Annotated in this window: 12 protein-coding genes; 7 read left to right on the plus strand and 5 right to left on the minus strand. The window is 39.1% G+C overall.

What is annotated here, in order from left to right:
• Positions 1-20: 20 nt before the first annotated feature.
• Positions 21-2186, minus strand: a complete 2166-nt coding sequence (locus H3U73_RS02480; RefSeq protein ID WP_198189982.1) for a type I secretion system permease/ATPase — start codon at positions 2184-2186, stop codon at positions 21-23.
• Positions 2187-2718: 532 nt separating this feature from the next.
• Between H3U73_RS02480 and H3U73_RS02485 the strand changes: the two genes are divergently transcribed.
• The 5 genes from H3U73_RS02485 to H3U73_RS02505 all read left to right on the plus strand — a co-directional run bounded on the left by H3U73_RS02485 (position 2719) and on the right by H3U73_RS02505 (position 13893).
• A complete protein-coding gene (locus tag H3U73_RS02485; protein WP_198189983.1) occupies positions 2719-3033 on the plus strand; it encodes a hypothetical protein in 315 nt (104 codons plus the stop codon).
• Positions 2994-3233: a hypothetical protein gene (locus tag H3U73_RS10805; RefSeq protein WP_370570148.1), complete on the plus strand. Its 240-nt coding sequence runs from the start codon at positions 2994-2996 to the stop codon at positions 3231-3233. The genes H3U73_RS02485 and H3U73_RS10805 overlap by 40 nt, the downstream gene beginning before the upstream one ends.
• Before the next feature lie 23 nt (positions 3234-3256).
• Positions 3257-3865, plus strand: a complete 609-nt coding sequence (locus H3U73_RS02495; RefSeq protein ID WP_198190329.1) for a hypothetical protein — start codon at positions 3257-3259, stop codon at positions 3863-3865.
• Between the two features lie 483 nt (positions 3866-4348).
• The gene (locus tag H3U73_RS02500) at positions 4349-5167 is read left to right on the plus strand and encodes a hypothetical protein (RefSeq protein WP_198189984.1); all 819 of its coding nucleotides are present in this window, start codon (positions 4349-4351) and stop codon (positions 5165-5167) included.
• 14 nt (positions 5168-5181) lie between these two features.
• Entirely contained in the window at positions 5182-13893 is an 8712-nt protein-coding gene (locus H3U73_RS02505) for a calcium-binding protein (protein WP_198189985.1), read from the plus strand.
• A 436-nt stretch (positions 13894-14329) separates the two neighbouring features.
• Here the strand turns inward: H3U73_RS02505 and H3U73_RS02510 are convergent, their stop codons facing one another.
• The 4 genes from H3U73_RS02510 to H3U73_RS02525 all read right to left on the minus strand — a co-directional run bounded on the left by H3U73_RS02510 (position 14330) and on the right by H3U73_RS02525 (position 19494).
• Positions 14330-15850, minus strand: coding sequence for a catalase (locus tag H3U73_RS02510; protein WP_198189986.1), 1521 nt, complete (start codon positions 15848-15850; stop codon positions 14330-14332).
• A gap of 292 nt (positions 15851-16142) precedes the next feature.
• On the minus strand, positions 16143-16490 hold the full coding sequence (gene erpA / locus H3U73_RS02515; RefSeq protein WP_025330995.1) for an iron-sulfur cluster insertion protein ErpA: 348 nt from the start codon (positions 16488-16490) through the stop codon (positions 16143-16145).
• 54 nt (positions 16491-16544) lie between these two features.
• On the minus strand, positions 16545-17591 hold the full coding sequence (gene argC / locus H3U73_RS02520; protein WP_198190330.1) for an N-acetyl-gamma-glutamyl-phosphate reductase: 1047 nt from the start codon (positions 17589-17591) through the stop codon (positions 16545-16547).
• A gap of 31 nt (positions 17592-17622) precedes the next feature.
• A complete protein-coding gene (locus H3U73_RS02525; protein ID WP_084585113.1) occupies positions 17623-19494 on the minus strand; it encodes a potassium transporter Kup in 1872 nt (623 codons plus the stop codon).
• A 441-nt stretch (positions 19495-19935) separates the two neighbouring features.
• On the opposite strand from H3U73_RS02525, the gene rimP reads away from it, so the two are divergent.
• Together rimP and nusA are read left to right on the plus strand one after the other, a co-directional pair.
• Positions 19936-20418, plus strand: a complete 483-nt coding sequence (gene rimP / locus H3U73_RS02530) for a ribosome maturation factor RimP (RefSeq protein ID WP_084585112.1) — start codon at positions 19936-19938, stop codon at positions 20416-20418.
• Between the two features lie 47 nt (positions 20419-20465).
• Positions 20466-21953, plus strand: a complete 1488-nt coding sequence (gene nusA / locus H3U73_RS02535) for a transcription termination factor NusA (protein WP_037392462.1) — start codon at positions 20466-20468, stop codon at positions 21951-21953.
• Positions 21954-21958: the final 5 nt, after the last annotated feature.

Consider the following 21958-nt stretch of genomic DNA (forward strand, 5'->3'; position numbering starts at 1 on the left):
TTCTTATTTTAAATTTAATGTCAGCTGTTTTGCAGTTGATATAAATAGCGATAGTAACCATTTGGTTTTTCCAGTAACTCCTGATGAGTACCTTCTTCTACTATGCAGCCTTTATCCATGGCTATAATACGATTGGCCATACGGACTGTAGACAGACGATGTGCAATAATCAATACAGTACGTCCTTTGCAGATAGCCTGCATATTTTTCATAATAGCTCGTTCGGATTCATAATCCAGAGCACTGGTTGCTTCATCAAGAATCAAAATACGCGGATTGCCTACCAGAGCCCGGGCAATTGCTACTCGTTGTCTTTGACCTCCTGAAAGGCCAGCGCCCTGTTCTCCAACTATAGTGTCATATCCTTCCGGCAACTCCATGATAAATTCATGTGCGCCGGCCATTTTAGCAGCATACATTACTCTTTCCAGCGGCATGCCCGGATCAGCAAGCGCAATATTGGCACGGATACTCTGATTGAGTAGAACGTTTTCCTGAAGCACCACACCTACCTGACGCCGTAACCATGCCGGGTCAGCCAATGCCAGATCATTACCATCAACTAAAACCCGCCCCCGCTCCGGTGTATATAAACGCTGTACCAGCTTGGTTAGAGTGGATTTACCTGAACCAGAACGCCCGACAATTCCCAGAATTTCTCCGGGCCGGATATTTAAACTCAGATCCCGTAATATTTCTGCACCATCAGGCCGGTAGCGAAAAGAAATTTTTTCAAATTCAATTTGTCCTTTAATATTGGGGAGAGCCATGCGCGAAGTTGGATTTTCCGTCGGAGTATTCAGAATATCTCCTAACCGTGATACCGATATCCCCACTTGCTGGAAATCCTGCCATAGCTGTGCCAGCCGGATAACAGGAGCCGCTACTTGTCCTGCAAGCATATTAAATGCAATTAACTGACCTACAGTCAGATCGCCCTTAATTACCAGATGCGCACCGAGCCATAATGTAACAACTGTAACCAGTTTTTGAATAAACTGCACACCTTGTTGTCCAATAGTAGCCAGCCGGGCAACACGGAAACCGGAATTGACATAAGCGGCCAGTTGCTGATCCCAACGTCTGGTCATCTGTGGTTCAACGGCCATTGCTTTAATGGTACCGATAGCAGTGACTGATTCCACCAGAAAAGACTGATTATCGGCATTGCGGGCAAATTTTTCATTTAGGCGAGCGCGTAAAATCGGGCTGATAGTTGCAGACCAGATAGCATAGCAGGGCAGGGAGATAACAACTACCAATGTTAGCCAGCCACTATAAAACCACATAACCAGCAAGAAGATAAAAGAAAAACATAAGTCCAGAACAGAAGTTAATGCCTGTCCTGTTAGGAAATTCCGGATTTGTTCCAGTTCACGCACCCGTGCAACAGTATCTCCCACTCTGCGATGCTCAAAATAAGCCAGAGGCAGACTTAACAGATGTCTGAATAATCGTGCACCTAATTCAACATCAATACGTGATGTGGTATGAGCAAATATATATGTACGTAATCCGCTTAGCACGACATCAAAAATAATGATCACCAGCAATGCAATAGTAATAACATCAAGTGTTGAAAAGCTGCGGTGAACCAGAACTTTATCCATTACCACCTGAAAAAACATAGGTGTAACAAGTGCAAAAAGCTGAATAAAAACGGATACAACCAGTACTTCCAGAAAGATACGCCGGTATTTGATAACTGCCGGAATAAACCATGTGAAATCAAACTTAGCCAGTTGACCAAGTATTGATGCACGGGAAGTAACCAATATAAGCTGTCCAGAATAGCGTTGGGTAAATTCTTCTTTCGTAAGGATAACCGGTTTACCCTGTTCAAGATCCTGAATTAAATAGCGATCACCATCTATTCTAGCCAGAACAAAATGCTGTCCGTCATCCCGCCAAACAACTGCAGGCAAAGCCACAAGATGCAGACGTTCAACATTATGCTTTACCAGCCTGGCTTTTAATCCCAGTTCTTTGGCTGCCAGTAGCCATTGCTCACTGTTTAAATCCCCTTTTTCAGCATATTTATGGGTAATATCGGCAGGGTTAACTGCCAGACCATGAAAATGAGCAATAAGTACCAGTGCAGTAACCGCAATATTGGGTTTTCGAAAATTATCTGATTTTTTTAAAGAATCAGGTTTTGATGGCAGAGACTCAGGTGATAATGGCATAAGTATTGAAAATATTTTAATTTAAGATGACAAATTAACATAAATAATAACAAATATATACTTAAAAAAACAATATAATTTAATTGTTTAATACTTAATTATATTGCATCAAATTTAATATATATCTTCATAAAATTTATATTTATTTGACCTTATACTACATAGTGTAAAATTTTGTTGATATTGATCTTGAATTTTAGTAGTCTGTTTTAAATCAGGTTTTGTTTATCTTAATATAATAAAAATAACTAAGTTCAGATAAATTTTTTAAAATACGAACTAGTATTTTAGTCCTTATTAATATAAAAAAATGATATTCAGATTATTTTATTTAAGAAATTAAATGTAGAGTTGTATTTATTGTTTTGTTTATAAAGTAAAGGGGGGGGTTTATATAAATAGAAATTAATTATTAAAATGCAAATATTAAATTTAACTTTTGTATTAATTTTTTTAATTAAGGATTAGCTATATGAATGCGTTAATAAAAGAATACCAATATCAGAATACCAGCTAAATATTTTCAGATAATGTGAACTTAATTGAAGGAAGTGATAAAGATGATATTTTATCAGGAACAAGTCAGGATGATACTCTGATAGGAGGTTCAGGGAATGATAAGCTATACGGAGGTGCAGGTAACGACACTTATGTTTTTGCTAAAGGACATGGTAAAGATCTGATAAGTGACGAGGGAGGTGAAGCGGATACAATTCAGTTTTTAGATGTCAATTTTGAAGAAGTGAAATTCTGGAAAAAGACAATACACTGTTTATTTATGGTTATAACGAAGAAGATTCAGTTGAAATACGAGATTTCTTTAATTCTAGTGGTAAGTATGCGATAGAAAATTTTGTATTCAAAGATAAGACAATTACGCTGGAGCAGTTTCAGAAAAAAGGAATGGTGATACACGGTACTGCTGGCAAAGATGAAATTTCGCTTAATACAGGCAGAGCAATATTATTCGGAGAAGATGGAGATGATATTCTCAGTGGAGGAAAATTTAATGATGTTTTAGTTGGTGGTAACGGAAATGACGTTTAACAAGCATTTGAAGGAGATAATACATTAATAGGAGTACAGGTAATGATGATTTAAGAGCAGGTGATGGGAAAAATATATTTGTGGGCGGATCTGGTGATGATTATCTTTCCGGCAGAGGTGGTGATGACATATATATTTTTTCAAAAGGACATGGAAATGATTTTATCTGGGATGGAAATGTATTATTACAACATAATAATAGTAAAGAAGATACTATAATATTTACAGATGTGAATATGAATGAAGTCATATTTAGAAAAAAAGGAAATTCATTATTTCTTTTAGGTTATAATCAAGGTGATTCCATTGAAATAAGAGATTGTCTTTCTAAAGGTGCTGGAAATTTGGCCGGGGTTGAGAAGTTTGTTTTTAAAAATCAATTAATTACACTGTATGAACTTTTTGCTGTTTTTGAACGAAATGAAAATAAAGATGGTGATTGCTATTTTTATACTGGAAATAATGTAAATCATAACGACATAACTGGTCATCTTGTTGTCACGCAACAAGTTCAACAGCTTGTTAATGCAATGGCAGGATTAAATACAAATGCAATAGATGATGTGCAAATGTGTGAATTATTAGAACAAAACAGATTACTGGGTAATATTGCAACCAGTTTTGATAAATAATTGAAATTTAATTAATAAAACTAATTAAGATAATCTTTGATTATTGTAAATCAAAGATTATCTTAAAGACATTATTGAAATAGGTGTTGTTATTTTAAATATTTATGTATCAGAGTGTTTTGGGGTAAAAATTAATTTTTATTATTATATTATTAATAAATATAATAATTAAGATAGCTGTGAATTTGAAAAAATGCCTGTCTGAAATTTAAATAAACAGATAATTTTTATTTACTATAAATTGGTTAATCAAAAATAAAATCTTAATTTTTGCAATTTTATGCTTTATAAATATTCAAATTATATTAAATGTTATATTCGGATTAAATAGGAAAAATTATTTCAATTTAAAGTTTTAAATGCGTAATATTTTATTGAATAAAATTTTTGCTATTTATCTGATTAAATGTTATTTTAAGGTAAATTTTATTAAAATAAGGAAATTTAAAATAAATATTTAAATCAGACAGTACAAGGAAAGAGATGAAATATTGGCTTTGTATACTGCTTTTATGCTTAACCGGCTGTTTTAATGCGAGCAGTGAACAGGAAACAATTAAAAAATTGGAGGACCAACAGATAATGACAGACACTACAGAGATTACTGTCCGTATTCCGTCAAAAGTATCAGGTAAAAAACTGGAGATTACCCTGCCGCGCTGCATGTTTGGCTTTAGTATAAAGAATAAAATTATTGATGGTACTGTCGAGCAAATTGGAGCATCAATAATATTTGCCTTACCCACTTTATCAGGTTTTCCCAATGATGAAGAAGCAATTCATCGATGTCCTGATTTTTCTAAACCTGTTGTAGGACTTAGTTTCGCGCCGTTATTTCCCAAAGTAGGAACAGAAAAACTCGAATATGGAAATTATTGGTTAAAACGGGAAGGCTATCAATATAGATTAAAAGAAAAGAAAAATAATCAGGAACTGTATTATATTGGTATTGGAGGAAAACAAACTATGTTTGTTAATAAATCTGATAGTAATCAACAAGATTTTAGAATTGATTTCTGGCCGTTTGATGTTAAGGATGAATACAATGCTTATCCGCATCAAATTGACATTTATTCAGTTTTAGATGAAGAATTTAGTGTTGCTTACACTGTATATTCCTCAAGATATCTCCATGGGAAACATAAACCACCAGTAAGCCAGAACTATTTTGCTGATGGATTAATTCAAATATATAAGCAAAATGAAAGCTTACTTGATCACCCGGAAATTATTCAAGGTTTTACCAATAATAATAATAATATTTTAGATTATATTCATCAACATAGCAAAGTAATTGATTAAATAGGGAGAGATTTATGAATTGTTTTATTAACAAAGGTGAAGGTTTTAATGGATACTTACCATTGCACGATTATATATTGGAAAAAAATTCTTATGATTTAACCGATGATCAAAAAAATGAATTAATATCTATTTTAAATGATGTCCAAGGGAAATTAGTTAATGGTGAGGATGCAGATTATTCCAAAGCCTATGAATATTTAAAATCAACCATACCATCAAGTAATCCGGACGCTGCAGGCTTAAATTTATGGTTAGACGTGGCGGTAGCCACTAATAGCCGCGGAAAAGCTGGTGGAGATGCAGGTAATACTATTGATGGATTTTTGCGTTTTGTTACAGATGTAATTTTGCACGCCAAGAGGCATAATAACTATAAACAATTTTCTAATAATATGTATAACCAATTTTCTAATGAAATGGCCCAAGTTTTACTAAGCCATATAGCAGTATCGGGGCAAGTTTCATTAGACGGAATTCTAAAATCTGACGCACAGGGTTTTACCCGATTTGACCCAGAGTTTTTAAAACCTTCAGATTGGCCTGGTTCTGCACTGGACTGGCATAATTTAGATGCTTGTCTACCATTCGATCGAGAAGGTTTATCAATTCTTCTAAATCATATGATCCATGGAGTTATAAAGTTAATAAGCGATGGTGATTACTGGAGCATCTGGATATGTGAACGTATTAATGATTGGTTAAATTTGAATCGTGACGGTAAATACTATATCTATGATCCTCTGGTGCTGGATCTTGACGGAGATGGCATTGAAACAGTTGGTTCCAGAAAATTAAGCGGGGCTGTCTTCGATCATGACGGAGATGGTATCCGCACGGCTACCGGCTGGGTAAAGGCTGATGACGGTTTGCTGGTTGTTGACCGTAATGGTGACGGTATTATTAATGACGGTTCTGAACTGTTTGGTGACAGTACTTTGCTGGCTGACGGCACTAAAGCAAAAGACGGTTACGCTGCATTACATGAATTTGACAGTAATGGTGATGGTAGAATAGATGCGCAGGATAAACATTTCAATCAGTTACGTGTATGGCGGGATCTGAATCAGGACGGTATCAGCCAGACTAATGAATTGTTTACGCTGGAACAAGTTGGTGTTAAAGCATTGAATCTGGAGAATAAAAATACAAACACTAATCTGGGTGGCGGTAATACTTTAGCGCAAAGCGGAAGTTATGAGACTACAGACGGGCGTACCCATGCAATGGGTGATGTCAATTTTGAGCATAAGCCAGTTTTCAGTGAGTATACCGAAGAAGTTAAACTGACAGAACAGCAAAAACAGGCCCCGAATTTAAAAGGTACAGGCCGGGTGCGTGACTTACGCGATGCAGCAGCGCTTTCAGATAAACTTACCGAACTTTTAAATACTTATTCGAATACAGAAACGCGGGCCGGGCAATTGTCGTTACTGGATCAATTATTGCTGGAATGGGCAAAATCCGATCCTCAGTTTGATGAGAATACTAAATATTCTCTGGGCACAGACTGGAAAAAAGCTGGTTCAGGCAGTAGTGGTACAGGTTTCATACCTTCACAAGAAAATGGCTTAAATGATAGAGATCCGGAATGGCTCAAAAAATTTGATACTTACAGCAATAAGCTGAATATTCTGAATGCTTTTACAGGTGAATCATCTAAAGTGTTTTATGCTGGCACCGCAAAGCAGCGTCAGGAACTTCTGGATACTATTGATGATACTTATCACAGTATCCGTGAAAGCCTGTATACAGGTTTGTTGTTCAAGACACGTCTGAAACCATATCTGGAGAAGTTAGCTTTCAAATATGAAAATGATCAGATATCTATAGATTTTTCAGGTACTACTACAGCTTTTAATCAGGTTTTCCAGCATAATCCTGAAAAAGCATTTATTGACCTAGGGGAATTTCTTGCTTATCAGTACGATGGCTTCTGGCCGGAAGGAGTTAAGCTTTTTAATCAGTATATTGATTATGCTAAGACTCATGGTGTATATGAACAATGGTGTGATCATCTGGGGCAGACAGCGCAGGATAAACTGAGTGTACAGTCAGGCAGCGATGGTAATGATATTCTGATAGGTACCAATCTTCTGGGTGATGGCAGAGACATTATTAAAGGTGGTGCCGGAGATGATATTCTTATCGGCGGAATAGGCAACGATGAGCTGGATGGAGGTGCCGGTTCAGATATTTATGAATTTGCACGCGGATTCGGTCAGGATGTTATTCACAATCATGATACCGGTACGGATAAAACAGATAAGATACGTTTTACTGACGGTATTTTAAGAAGTGAAGTGATATTTGTTCGCGAAGGTAATGATTTATGCCTGAAAATCAGAAATACTACCGATCAAATTAAAATAGAAAATTTCTTCACTAAAGATGGTCACGGCGGATATGAAATTGATCTGATTGAATTTTCTGATGGAAAACAGCTTAATGTAGAGGAAATCAAAGCACTATTGTTACAGCCGACAGATAGTAACGATATTATTCATGGTTATGAAACAAATGATTCACTGAAGGGTCTTGCTGGCAATGATACTTTGAAAGGTCATGGTGGTGATGACCTGCTTGATGGCGGTGATGGTGATGATAACCTTGATGGCGGTACTGGTAATGATGTATTAATCGGTGGTGCCGGTAATGATATTCTTTATGGCGGTGATGACGATGATATTATTACAGGTGGTACCGGTAATGATTATCTGGAAGGTGGTGAAGGCTCAGATCTGTTCATCTTCGACAAAGATTTTGGCAACGACAAGTTACTCGAATTCAATCCCTCAGGTAAGGATATTAATACTGTATACTTTAATAATTGGATAAAAGATGATTTTATCTATTATCGCAAGGGTTTGGATTTTTATATTGTGGCTAAAAATTCAGCTGATTCATTACAAATTATCAACTTCTTCCGTGCTTCCGGTGAAAATCAGCTAGACTATATTAAATTCTCAGATGGCAGCCAGCTGGATATCTCAGATATTCGTACCCTTACTCAAACCGGAACTGATGGTGATGATGAGTTGTATGCATATGGTACAAAAGATACATATCTGAAAGGCGGGAAAGGCAATGACAAGCTTTATGGCGCAAAGGGTAATGATATATTAATTGGGGGTGATGGTAACGACCGTATTTATGGCGGTGCCGGTAATGATGTTCTGACCGGCGGCACGGGAAACGACTATCTGGAAGGTGGTGCCGGTTCCGATATTTATATATTCGGCAGCAATTTCGGCCACGATACAATTCATAATTATGATGCATCCGATAATCGTGAAGATATTATCCGCTTTACCGATAATATCAGTCAGAGTGATTTAATTTTCCGTCGTACCGGTACTGATCTGGTTATCAGAACCCGTGTGGGCGATAACAGCATTACTGTTCAGAATTATTTTCTGACTGTAACAAATGGAAATTATCAGGTTGATTTCATTGAATTTGCTGATGGTACCCGGTTAAATGTGCAGGATGTTAAAAAATTAACTCAAACCGGAACTGATGGTAATGACGAGCTTCATGCTTACGGTGATGAATACACCGTACTTAATGGCGGGAAAGGCAATGACAAGCTTTATGGTGCAGACGGTAATGATTCATTAATTGGCGGTGACGGTAACGACAGTATTTATGGCGGTGCCGGTAATGATGTTCTGACCGGCGGCACGGGAAACGACTATCTGGAAGGGGGCGCCGGTTCCGATATTTATATATTCGGCAGCAATTTCGGACATGATGTTATTAATAACTATAATTCAACCGGTAATTGCGAAGATATTATCCGCTTTACCGATAATATCAGTCAGAGTGATTTAATTTTCCGTCGTACCGGTACTGATCTGGTTATCAGAACCCGTGTGGGCGATAACAGCATTACTGTTCAGAATTATTTTCTGACTGTAGCAAAAGGAAATTATCGGGTTGATTTCATTGAATTTGCTGATGGCACCCGGTTAAATGTGCAGGATATTAAAAAATTAGTCCAAACCGGAACTGATGGTAATGACGAGCTTCATGCTTACGGTGATGAAGACACCGTACTTAATGGTGGTCTTGGTAATGATTTACTATATGGTGCAAGCGGTAATGATACATTGATTGGCGGTGACGGTAACGACCGTATTTATGGCCGTGCAGGTAATGATACATTGATTGGTGGTGATGGTAACGACAGTATTAATGGCGATGACGGTAATGATACATTGATTGGTGGTGATGGTAACGACAGTATTAATGGCGGTGCCGGTAATGATGTTCTGACCGGCGGCACGGGAAACGACTATCTGGATGGTGGCGCCGGTTCCGATATTTATATATTCGGCAGCAATTTCGGCCACGATACAATTCATAATTATGATGCATCCGATAATCGTGAAGATATTATCCGCTTTACCGATAATATCAGTCAGAGTGATTTAATTTTCCGTCGTACCGGTAATGATCTGGTTATCAGAACCCGTCAGGGTGATAACAGCATTACGGTCCGGAACTATTTCCGGGGTGAAGCAAAAGAAAATTATCAGGTTGATTTCATTGAATTTGCTGATGGTATCCGGTTAAATGTGCAGGATATTAAAAAATTAACCCAAACCGGTACTGATGCTGATGACGAACTTTATGCATACAGTGATGTAAACACCGTGCTTAATGGTGATCTTGGTAATGATTTACTTTATGGTGCAGACGGTAATGATATATTAATTGGCGGTGACGGTAACGACAGTATTTATGGTGGTTCCGGTAATGATGTTCTGACCGGCGGCACGGGAAACGACTATCTGGAAGGGGGCGCCGGTTCCGATATTTATATATTCGGCAGCAATTTCGGACATGATGTTATTAATAACTATAATTCAACCGGTAATTGCGAAGATATTATCCGCTTTACCGATAATATCAGTCAGAGTGATTTAATTTTCCGTCGTACCGGCAGTAATCTGGTTATCAGAACCCGTGTGGGCGATAACAGCATTACTGTTCAGAATTATTTTCTGACTGTAGCAAAAGGAAATTATCGGGTTGATTTCATTGAATTAGCTGATGGCACCCGGTTAAATGTGCAGGATATTAAAAAATTAGTCCAAACCGGAACTGATGGTAAGGACGAGCTTCATGCTTACAGTGATGAAGACACCGTACTTAATGGCGGGAAAGGCAATGACAAGCTTTATGGTGCAGACGGTAATGATACATTGATTGGCGGTGATGGTAACGACCGTATTTATGGCGGTGCCGGTAATGATGTTCTGACCGGTGGCACAGGAAACGACTATCTGGATGGAGGTACCGGTTCCGATATTTATATATTCGGCAGCAATTTCGGACACGATGAAATTAATAACAATGATGTATCCGGCAATCGTGAAGATATTATCCGCTTTACCGATAATATCAGTCAGGATGATTTAATTTTCCAGCGTAACGACTGTAATCTGATTATCAGAACCCGTCAGGGTGATAACAGCATTAAGGTCCGGAGCTATTTCCTGAATGAAGCAAAAGAAAATTATCAGGTTGATTTCATTGAATTTGCTGATGGTACCCGGTTAAATGTGCAGGATGTTAAAAAATTAACTCAAACCGGAACTGATGGTAATGACGAGCTTCATGCTTACGGTGATGAATACACCGTACTTAATGGCGGGAAAGGCAATGACAAGCTTTATGGTGCAGACGGTAATGATTCATTAATTGGCGGTGACGGTAACGACAGTATTTATGGCGGTGCCGGTAATGATGTTCTGACCGGTGGCACAGGAAACGACTATCTGGAAGGTGGTGCCGGTTCCGATATTTATATATTCGGCAGCAATTTCGGACATGATGAAATTAATAACAATGATGCATCCGGCAATCGTGAAGATATTATCCGCTTTACCGATAATATCTGTCAGAGTGATTTAATTTTCCGTCGTACCGACAATGATCTGGTTATCAGAACCCGTCAGGGTGATAACAGCATTACAGTCCGGAACTATTTCCGGATTAAAGTAAAAGAAAATTATCAGGTTGATTTCATTGAATTTGCTGATGGTACCCGGTTAAATGTGCAGGATATTAAAAAATTAGTCCAAATCAGTACTGATGGTAATGACGAGCTTCATGCTTACGGTGATGAAGACACCGTATTTAATGGCGGGAAAGGCGATGACAAGCTTTATGGTGCAGACGGTAATGATATATTAATTGGTGGTGACGGTAACGACAGTATTTATGGCGGTGCCGGTAATGATATTCTTATCGGCGGTACAGGAGACGATAAGCTATACGGAGGAGATGAGGAAAAAGATCGTTATGAATTTGAAGCCGGGCATGGAACAGATATAGTTTATGATAAAGGCAAGCAAGATATTAATTTTAAAAATCAACGTAATGATCTGATATTTAAAGGCGCTAAACTGGCAGGAACGAAGTTCCTTTGTGTTAATGGAAAAGACCTGATTATTCAGGCATATGGTACTAAAGATTCGGTGACTCTGCCTGACTATTTTGTTGCTAATAGCTTTGGAAGCAGAGAATTTAACTTTGTATTTGATGATCGGAGTATTACATATGAAGATCTTTATGAATATCCTTTGTTGGGAAGTAATAAAGATGATGTTCTGAATGGCGGAAAAGGTAATGATATCCTGAATGGAGAAGAAGGCAACGACATCCTTTATGGTAACGATGGGAATGATGTTTTAGCTGGCGGAGACGGAAACGACATACTAAACGGGGGAACTGGTAACGATAGCCTGAACGGAGGCCGAGGTAAAGATTGTTATGAATTTGAAGTTGGGCATGGTCATGATGTAATTAATGATGAAGGTTATATTGAAGAAATATCCAAACGTAATAATGTAGTGTTTAAAGGAGCTAATTTTTCTGATGCCCAATTTTTCCGCTCTGGAGAAAATCTGGTTATACAAGCATATGGATCAGAAGATTCTGTGACGATCTTAAACTATTTCGGTTTCGGAGGCAGCTACTACCGCTCATTTAATTATATATTTGAAGATATAACTATAACGTATGAGTATATTACTGATAATTATATTTTTACTTGTATCGGAAGTGATGAGGACGATAGTCTGTACGGATCAGATGGAAATGATATTCTTAACGGGGGAAAAGGTAATGATTCCATATACGGCGAACTGGGATACGATATTTTGATTGGAGGTGCAGGAAATGATCGTTTATTCGGGGGAGGTGGTCATAAAGACCGTTATGAGTTTGAAGCGGGGCACGGGAATGATTTTATTTATGATTGGGGAAGTTACAGCAACATAAACTTTGAAGAAGATAATAATGATTTAGTATTTAAAGGAGCAAAGCTGACAGATGCGGAATTTACCCGTTCCGGAAGTGATTTGGTTATCCGGGCATATGGAGGTGAAGACTCGGTTACTTTATCGGACTATTTTATGGGTGATTCTAGTGTATATAATAAATACAGATCATTTAATTTTATCTTTGAAGATGAAACTATTTTAAGTAAAGATATTAAAAAAAGATATTCTTTCAATCAAAGTGGAGATGAAAAAGACAATACTATTTCTGGATGGGATGGAAGAGATATTTTGAACGGAGGAGCGGGTAATGATACTTTATGGGGAGGCATGGGTGACGATATATTGTATGGGGGTGATGGTAACGATATTCTGAATGGAGGTGATGGTAACGATATTCTGAATGGAGGAGCCGGTAATGATATATTAAGTGGAGGAAATGGCCATAGAGATCGCTATGAATTTGAGGCTGGTCACGGACATGATATAGTTAATGATTTAGGTGGGAGCAGCCATATTTTGAGATTTAACTTTAATGATTTAGTATTCAAAGGTGCGCAATCAGCAGAAGTTGTATTTATTCGATCTGAAAATAATTTGATTATTCAGGCTTACGGTTCAGAAGATTCAGTAACTTTACCTGATTATTTTGATTTCAATAACCAATATAGTAGAGAATTTAACTTTATATTTGATGATAAAACTATTTATGATTACAATCTTTCTTCTTATCCTATCATTCAATATACAGATGATAAGAATAATACTATTTACGGATGGGATGGAAAAGATATACTAAAAGGAGGAGCTGGTAATGATATTCTGAATGGAGGTTCAGGAAACGATGTTCTGATTGGAGGAGCTGGTAATGACATTTTAAATGGTGGTAACTGGGAGAATGATTGTTATGAATTTGAAGCCGGACATGGTCAGGATGTGGTGAATGATTTAGGAAATATGGGTAAAAAATATCAGTATCAGCGTAATGATCTGGTATTTAAGGGGGCTAATCTGACAGATGCTGAATTTATCCGTTCTGGTAAAGATTTGGTCATTTATGCCTATGGATCAGCAGATTCAGTGACCTTACCTGATTATTTTGATACTAAAAATAAAAATAGCCGGGCTTTTAATTTTGTGTTTGAAGATAAAAGCGTTACCTATGAAGATATGAAGAAAAATCCTTCTTTTGGCGTAATTAAAGCTAAAAATGGAAATAATATTGCTAATCTACGGAAAATTGCTTCCAGAGATTTGGCAGATAACACACCACTTAAAGGTAAATTTATTTCTACTCATAGTAATGATCCTTCAGCACAGATTCAGAATTTACTTTCAGCCATGGCAGGATTTACTCCCGCTATTGATGACAGATTAAATTCGGTGGAGCCGATACAGCAATCTATGCATTTAACAAGTGCCCCTGCTTATTGAATAAATTGGTTTATTTATTAATTAAGCCTAGGTAATAAAATACCCGTAATTGCTGATTACGGGTATTTTTATTGTGCATGAAATTATCTGTGGAAAATTTAGAATAAAGATAAATGTTAATTTAATGCAGAATTTGAAGGTTTAAAATAAGTCGATGATCGATGAATAGTCATTAAAGAAATTCAGGTAATTAATATTATGAATTTTAAATATTAAAATATTTTGATACATTTTTATGTTGTAGTTTAAGTTATAGTTTTTCATTCCCTTTATATAGAACATTTTTCTGATTAAATTATTTTAATGTTTTAGTTGTTTATGAATTCGGATTAATAAAGATTTTAGTTTTAATAAATTATCTAACGGAAATATATTTCTATATAAAAAAATCCTTAAACGTTATTGTTTAAGGATTTTTATCAATTAATGATTAAGTTTAAATCAGAACAGCGCACCCTTGTGCCGGGTCACTGCTGCGTGCTGCTATGGCTGCTTCTACTGTCATGCCCAGTGCTTTGGCTACGCCTGCACCATAGTCCGGGTGGCAGGCATTGCAGTTACGAATATGTCTGTATTTGATAAAGTCAGGTGCATCACCCATAGCTCGTGCTGTGTTTTCAAACAGTACCTGCTTCTGGTTATCATTCATTAAATTAAACAAGGCGCGGGGCTGGCTGAAATAGTCATTATCGTCTTCGTGGAAATTCCAGAAATCAGCATCACCATGTATTTTGAGCGGAGGTTCGCGAAATTCAGGCTGTTCCTGCCATTGATGGAAGCTGTTAGGCTCGTAATGGGGCAGACTTCCATAATTGTCATCTACCCGGGTTGTACCATCACGATGGTTACTGAAAACGGGACAGCGTGCTTTATTAACGGGTATCTGATGATGATTGACCCCTACACGGTACCGGGCAGCGTCTGCGTAATTATACAGGCGTGCCTGTAATACTTTGTCAGGAGAAACGCTGATTCCCGGCACCAGATTACTAGGAGCGAAAGCAGCTTGTTCAACGTCAAGATAATAGTTATCCGGGTTGCGGTTTAGTTCGAATTCGCCCACCTCGATAAGCGGATAATCGCCATGCGGCCATACTTTAGATAAATCAAACGGATGATAGGGTACTTTTTCTGCATCGGTTTCCGGCATGATTTGGATATACATTGTCCATTTAGGAAAATTACCGGATTCGATAGCATTGTAAAGATCGCGCTGATGGCTGTCGCGATCTTGTCCCATGATAGTGGCGGCCTCTTCATCGGTAAGGTTTTTAATTCCCTGTTGAGTGCGGAAGTGAAATTTAACCCAGAAGCGTTCTTTATTAGCGTTAATGAAACTAAATGTATGTGAACCGAAACCATGCATATGCCGGTAACTGGCTGGTATGCCTCTGTCGGACATGGTAATGGTTACCTGATGAAATGATTCCGGCAGTAAAGTCCAGTAGTCCCAGTTATAAGTAGGGCTGCGCAGATTGGTACGTGGGTCGCGTTTGACGGCTTTATTAAGGTCTGGAAATTTACGCGGATCACGCAGAAAAAATACAGGTGTATTATTGCCTACCAGATCCCAATTACCCTGCTCGGTATAAAAGCGCATGGCAAAGCCACGGATATCGCGCTCAGCATCGCCACCACCGCGTTCAGCTGCTACTTCAGAAAAGCGTACAAACATTTCGGTTTTTTTGCCAATCTGGCTGAATAGTTTGGCACATGTATATTGGGTTATATCGTGGGTAACTGTGAAAGTACCAAATGCACCTGAGCCTTTTGCATGCATCCGGCGTTCAGGGATAACTTCGCGGACAAAATTGGCCAGTCTTTCGTTCAGCCATAAATCCTGAGCCAGTAAAGGACCGCGTGGTCCGGCTGTGAGACTATTCTGATTATCAGATACAGGCGCCCCCTGATCTGTTGTGAGATGGGTTACCGGGCATTTTTTTATATCATGGTTCATGGCAAAGCTCCTTGTTAATTTATTATTAAAAAAGGCCTTTACTGCTTTTGGCTACCCAGATGATTATAGGCTTAAGTATAAAATCGAATGTTAACTGTTTGTTATTTTTACATTTTATTGTAAATGACAATTATTTTTAAATTGTGTGAAATTTTTAATGTATTGAGTTTTAAAGTGAACAATTTTTGGTTATCGCTGGTTGTTGCCCATAAATAAACCAGCCTGCTTTGGCTGGTTTAGAAAATTAATTCAGTTGTTTGAGTAAAGAAATCTTGCTATATAGTCGATTCACTTAAACAGAGAAAGACGAGCCACAGCCACAGGTGGTAGTTGCATTAGGGTTACGGATAACAAATTGTGAACCGTGCAGACTTTCAGAATAATCGATTTCAGCACCAACCAGATACTGATAACTCATTGGATCGATCAGAAATGTTAAGCCATCTTTCTGGATTTCAAAATCATCATCATTAACGATTTCATCAAAAGTAAAACCGTACTGGAAACCTGAGCATCCTCCCCCTGTTACAAATACGCGCAGTTTCAGGTCCGGATTGTTTTCTTCTGCAATTAAATCTTTTACTTTGGTACAACAGCTTTCAGTAAAGATAATCGGTGTTTCAATATCGGTTTCTGACATGGTGTAGTCCTTTTAATAATATGTGCATACTTGATTGTCTATCCTGCTGACCGGTTATGGCAAGAGGGGAATAAGATTTAATCCGCTTTTTTCATCAAGCCCGAACATGATATTCATATTCTGTACAGCTTGTCCGGCTGCACCTTTTACCAGATTATCAATTACAGAAAGAATAATCCAGGTATTATTCTGCGGCGCAGGTTGTATACTGATGCGGCAGAGATTTGCTCCGCGGACTGAGCGGGTTTCAGGTGTGCTGCCAGCAGGCATGACATCAACAAACGGGCTGGATTGATAATAATCGGCAATCAACTGATATGGGTTGCAACCTTCTTTTACCTGAATATATATGGTGGCATGCATGCCGCGAATCAAGGGCGTCAGATGAGGTACAAACACCAGACTGTTACCTGAATTAGGTTGTAAAAGATTCAGTGTTTGCCTGATTTCCGGTAAATGTCTGTGTCCGCTGATACCATAAGCTTTGAAATTATCGCTGCATTCTGCGAACAGGTTACCGGTATTTGCTTTGCGACCTGCACCAGATACTCCTGATTTACAATCGGCAATAAGCGGCATGTCATGAATCAGACATTGTTGCTGCAATAACGGTAATAAAGGCAGGCTGACACAAGTCGGATAGCAGCCCGGATTGGCTACCAGCTGCGCCTGAGTAATGGCAGTACGGTTCAGTTCCGCCAAACCATAAACAGCTTTTGCGATCCATTCGGGGCCGGCATGAGTAAACGGATACCATTTTTGCCAGACTGCTACATCTTTGATACGGTAATCTGCAGACAGGTCGATTACTTTAACTCCCTGTGTCAGTAATATTGGAGCCTCATGCATGGCTACACCGTTAGGTGTTGCAAAAAATACTAAGTCACATTTACTTAAGTCGGCCTGATCGGGATGTTGGAAAATCAAATGATCATAGATGCCGCGCAAACTGGGAAAATAATCGCTTAGCGTTGTTCCGGTAGTGCTGCGGCTGGTAACGGTGATGATTTCAGCTTCCGGATGCTGTGCCAGTAAACGTAATAGTTCTACACCAGTATAACCTGTGGCTCCGACTATGCCGATTTTAATGCTCATATGGATCTCTCATGAATTTTTTGCAATTGCTGTGTAGTTAAATCACGACCTGAGCGCCGAGTTCGACGACGCGGTTAGCCGGTATATGATAGTAATTACCGGCTGAAGCACTGTTTTTATATAACCATTTGAAAAGGCGTGCACGTAACCGCCCCATATTGCCATGTTTGGTTTTGGCGGCAACAACAATGCTGTCGTGTGACAGAAAAAAAGAGGTATCCATGGTATCAAGTTTAATTCCTTGTTCAGCCATCAATTTCAGAATATGGGTGATATTGGCTGTTTCCTGAAAACCATAATTGGCGATGACTCTGGTAAAGCGGGGACCAATCTGTTTCATGGCAATACGGTCATTATCGGCTACATAGGGTATTTCTTTGGTTTTGACGCTGAGCAATACATTATAGCTATGCAGTACTTTATTGTGTTTCAGATTATGCAGGAGTGCTCGTGGAATGCTGAACGGGTCGGAAACCATGAATACTGCATTGCCGGAAACAATCTGAGGCGGGTAGTCGTGCAGGTTTTCAACAAAATTATCCAATGAAAATTCCTGATTTTGCTGTGCCTGTAGCAATTGTGCCTGTCCGCGACGCCATGTTGAGAATAATGTAACCACAATCAGGGCTACCATTACCGGGAACCAGCCGCCATGAATTAGTTTTAGCAGGTTACTGCTGAAGAAAACCAGATCAAAACACAGAAAAACCGAAGTAAGCAGTAAGGCAAGCGGGATTGGCCAGCGCCAGTTTTTAATCATTACTACGCAGAACAGACATGAGGTAATAACCATGGTACCCGTAACTGCAATACCGTAAGCTGAAGCCAGATGTTCTGAATCGTGAAAAGCCAGTACTACTAATGTGACTGCTACCAGTAACAGCCAGTTAACCAGCGGCAGGTAAATCTGACCAACTTCTTCATTATTGGTATGGATAATATTCATGCGTGGGGCAAAGCCAAGCTGTATTGCCTGACGGGTAAGCGAGTAGGCTCCGGCAATAACGGCCTGACTGGCAATAATAGTTGCAAAAGTAGCCAGAATAATTAATGGAATCAATAGCCAGTGCGGTGCGCTGAGAAAAAACGGGTTATTAATTGCATTCGGATTATGCAGAATCAGGGCACCCTGACCCAGATAATTGATAATCAGACTAGGTAAAACAATTTTTATCCATGCTGTCTGGATTGGTTTACGACCAAAATGTCCCATATCGGCATAGAGGGCTTCTGCACCGGTTACAGCCAGTACAACGCAGCCCAGCCCGATAAAACCGTCCCAGCCATGATTAATGGCAAAATTAATTGCATAGAAAGGGCTGAAAGCAAGAATAATTTTCGGAGCCTGAACTATCTGATACAGACCTATCAGTGCAATAGCACTAAACCATATCAGCATAACCGGACCAAACAGTGTACCGATTTTGTGTGTACCTTTTTTTTGAATGAAAAAAAGTCCGAACAGGATAATCAATGCTATAGGCATAACATAAGGGCGGAAGTTTTCACTGATTACCGTTAACCCTTCTGCAGCGGATAAAACCGATACGGCCGGCGTAATCATGGCATCACCGTAAAAAAGGGCGGTGCCGGTAAGCCCCATCATCATCACAATCCATACAGGTTTACCCTTAAGATGCTGCATTGCCTGCTGCATCAGTACAACAACGCCGCCTTCACCATTATTATCGGCTCGCAGAATAAACAGAACATATTTCAGAGTAACGATCAGGAGTAATGACCATACAATCAAAGAAACAAAGCCCAGTACATTAGTTTCTGTGGGAGCGATTGTAGAAGCGCGGAAGCTTTCTTTTAAGGCATACAGAGGACTGGTTCCAATGTCACCGTAAACAATACCCAATGCAGCCAGTGTCATTGCGGTATTGGCAGAAAACTGTTTACGCATTTATTTACCTCTAGTGATTATAGGGGAGTGCAGTTTAGTCTTAACGTCAACTTTAGCCAATCCCTTAAGTGTGAGTTTCTTTAGCTTTTTATTCAATAGTCATAGTAACTTATAATTAATTCATATTAATTTTGTGCTTTTGGATATGATGCAGATGCATCATTTATCAGTATATCTGAACGAAACGGTAAATTGTTGACATTATTTCATAATTTGTTATGAAAAATTTACATAATGTTAATTATTATGACTGATTTCAGACAGTGATTATACAGTGCCGATGACGCAATTAATTGATATGTTTGTGCTAATCGGTATTAATTTTAAATTTGAATAATGGCAAGTGGTTTCTTTTTTTTCAACAATGAGTTAAAATAAAGAAATTTTTCGAATTATTGAGAAATGGCCCTAAGGCCATTTTTTTGTTTTTATGGAGCACAGATGGATATTCAGGGCATTTTAGAAAAAACTTTGCCGGGTCTGGGCTATGAGCTGGTTAATTATGAGCTGACTGCTCAGGGGGATTTACGCGTCTTTATTGATAAGGCAGAAGGCGGTATTTCCCTGGATGATTGTGTTGCGGTCAGTAATCATTTAAGCCGGGTATTGGCTGTAGAGGATGTGGATTATCAGCGTCTGGAAATTTCCAGCCCGGGCTTAGACCGTCCTTTAACCAAACCGGCAGATTTTACGCGTTTTACCGGGCAACTGGCCAAGATTAAGACACGTTTGCCTATAGACGGGCAGAAGAATTTTATTGGCCGGATTAATGGTATTGATGAAAACGATTTAATCAGTATTACGCTGGAAGAAATTAATGAAGCGCGTCGGGCCAAACGTGCTGCTGTGGCAGCCGGTAAGACAGTTTTAATAGAATGGCAGAATATTGATAAAGCACGTTTAAAACCAGAATTTGATTTTTAAATTGAAATTTCATATTTTTGTAAGCAAAGGCTTACAAGGAGAATTAAATGAGTCGTGAAATTTTACTACTGGCCGAAGCTTTGGCGAGTGAAAAAAATGTAGATACAGAAGTAGTATTCAGCGCGCTGGAATTTGCTCTGGCCAGTGCGGCAAAGAAAAAAACTGAGCGTGAAAATATGGATGTGCGGGTGGTGATTAACCGCAATACCGGCGATTACAGCAGTTTTCGCCGCTGGCTGATTGTGGCTGATGAGGATTATACCTATCCCGATATTCAAAAAACCATTGAAGAGATTCAGGAAGAAATTCCGGGAACTACGCTGCAGATTGGTGAGTATTACGAAGAACCAATCGAAAATGTGGAATTTGGCCGGATTGGCGCACAGACAGCCAAACAGGTTATTTTGCAGCGCATTCGCGATGCAGAGCGTGAACAGATTTTAAATGAATTTTTACAGCGTAAAGATAGCCTGGTTCTGGGTACGATTAAACGTGTGGAACGACACGGTGCAATCGTGGAAATTGGCCGTCTGGAAGCACTGTTGCCGCGAGATCAGATGATTCCGCGTGAAAACTTCCGTAATGGTGACAGAGTACGGGCTTTGTTTTTACGGGTAGACCAGATTGGTAACCGCAGTCAGGTTATTCTGACACGTACTTCGCGAGAATTCCTGTTAAAACTGTTTGAAATGGAAGTGCCGGAAATTGAAGATGGTCTGCTGGAAATCAAGGAAGTAACACGTGATCCGGGTTTACGTGCCAAAATTGCGGTGAAATCCAATGATGCACGTATTGATCCGCAGGGTACTTGTATTGGTGTACGCGGCTCGCGTGTCAATGCAGTAACGGAAGAGTTAGCAGGTGAGCGTATTGATGTAGTGCTGTGGTCGCCTGAAACTGCACAGTTTGTGATTAATGCGCTGAGCCCAGCAGAAGTAACTCGTATTCTGATAGATGAAGATCATCATTCTGTTGATGTGATTGTGGCAGAAGATCAGCTGGCCCTGGCAATCGGACGTGGTGGACAGAATGTACGTCTGGCAGCTGAACTAACAGGCTGGCAGCTGAACATCATGACTGTGGATGAGGCTCAGGAACGCCATGAAGCTGAAGATAAAGCTGTACGTGAGCTGTTTATCAATAACTTGGGTGTTGATGAAAACGTAGCTGAGGTACTGGTTCAGGAAGGCTTTACCAGTCTGGAAGAAGTGGCTTATGTTCCTGTTCAGGAAATGCTGGAAATTGAGGGTTTTGATGAAAGTACGGTAGAAGAATTGCGTAATCGTGCCCGTGATGCCATTTTAACCCTGGCCATTGCCTCTGAAGAGCAGTTAGAGCACATGGACGAAGATTTGAAAAATCTGGAAGGTGTTGATCAGGAAATGCTGCATGATCTGGCCAATGAAGGAATTAAAACCCGTGATGATCTGGCTGAATTGTCAGTAGATGAACTGATTGAAATTACAGGCATTGATGAGGAAACCGCCAAGAAAGTGGTGATGGCAGCACGCGCCCACTGGTTTGACGAAGTATGAGGGTA

Origin of the sequence: Snodgrassella sp. W8124 (genome assembly GCF_016100875.1) — a bacterium.
Taxonomy (GTDB): Bacteria; Pseudomonadota; Gammaproteobacteria; order Burkholderiales; family Neisseriaceae; genus Snodgrassella; species Snodgrassella alvi.

Coding starts and splice junctions, on each gene's coding strand:
- H3U73_RS02480 (WP_198189982.1), bottom strand. CDS start 2,186: ATGCCATTATCACCTGAGTCTCTGCCATCAAAACCTGATTCTTTAAAA.
- H3U73_RS02500 (WP_198189984.1), top strand. CDS start 4,349: ATGAAATATTGGCTTTGTATACTGCTTTTATGCTTAACCGGCTGTTTT.
- H3U73_RS02505 (WP_198189985.1), top strand. CDS start 5,182: ATGAATTGTTTTATTAACAAAGGTGAAGGTTTTAATGGATACTTACCA.
- H3U73_RS02510 (WP_198189986.1), bottom strand. CDS start 15,850: ATGAACCATGATATAAAAAAATGCCCGGTAACCCATCTCACAACAGAT.
- erpA (WP_025330995.1), bottom strand. CDS start 16,490: ATGTCAGAAACCGATATTGAAACACCGATTATCTTTACTGAAAGCTGT.
- H3U73_RS02525 (WP_084585113.1), bottom strand. CDS start 19,494: ATGCGTAAACAGTTTTCTGCCAATACCGCAATGACACTGGCTGCATTG.
- rimP (WP_084585112.1), top strand. CDS start 19,936: ATGGATATTCAGGGCATTTTAGAAAAAACTTTGCCGGGTCTGGGCTAT.
- nusA (WP_037392462.1), top strand. CDS start 20,466: ATGAGTCGTGAAATTTTACTACTGGCCGAAGCTTTGGCGAGTGAAAAA.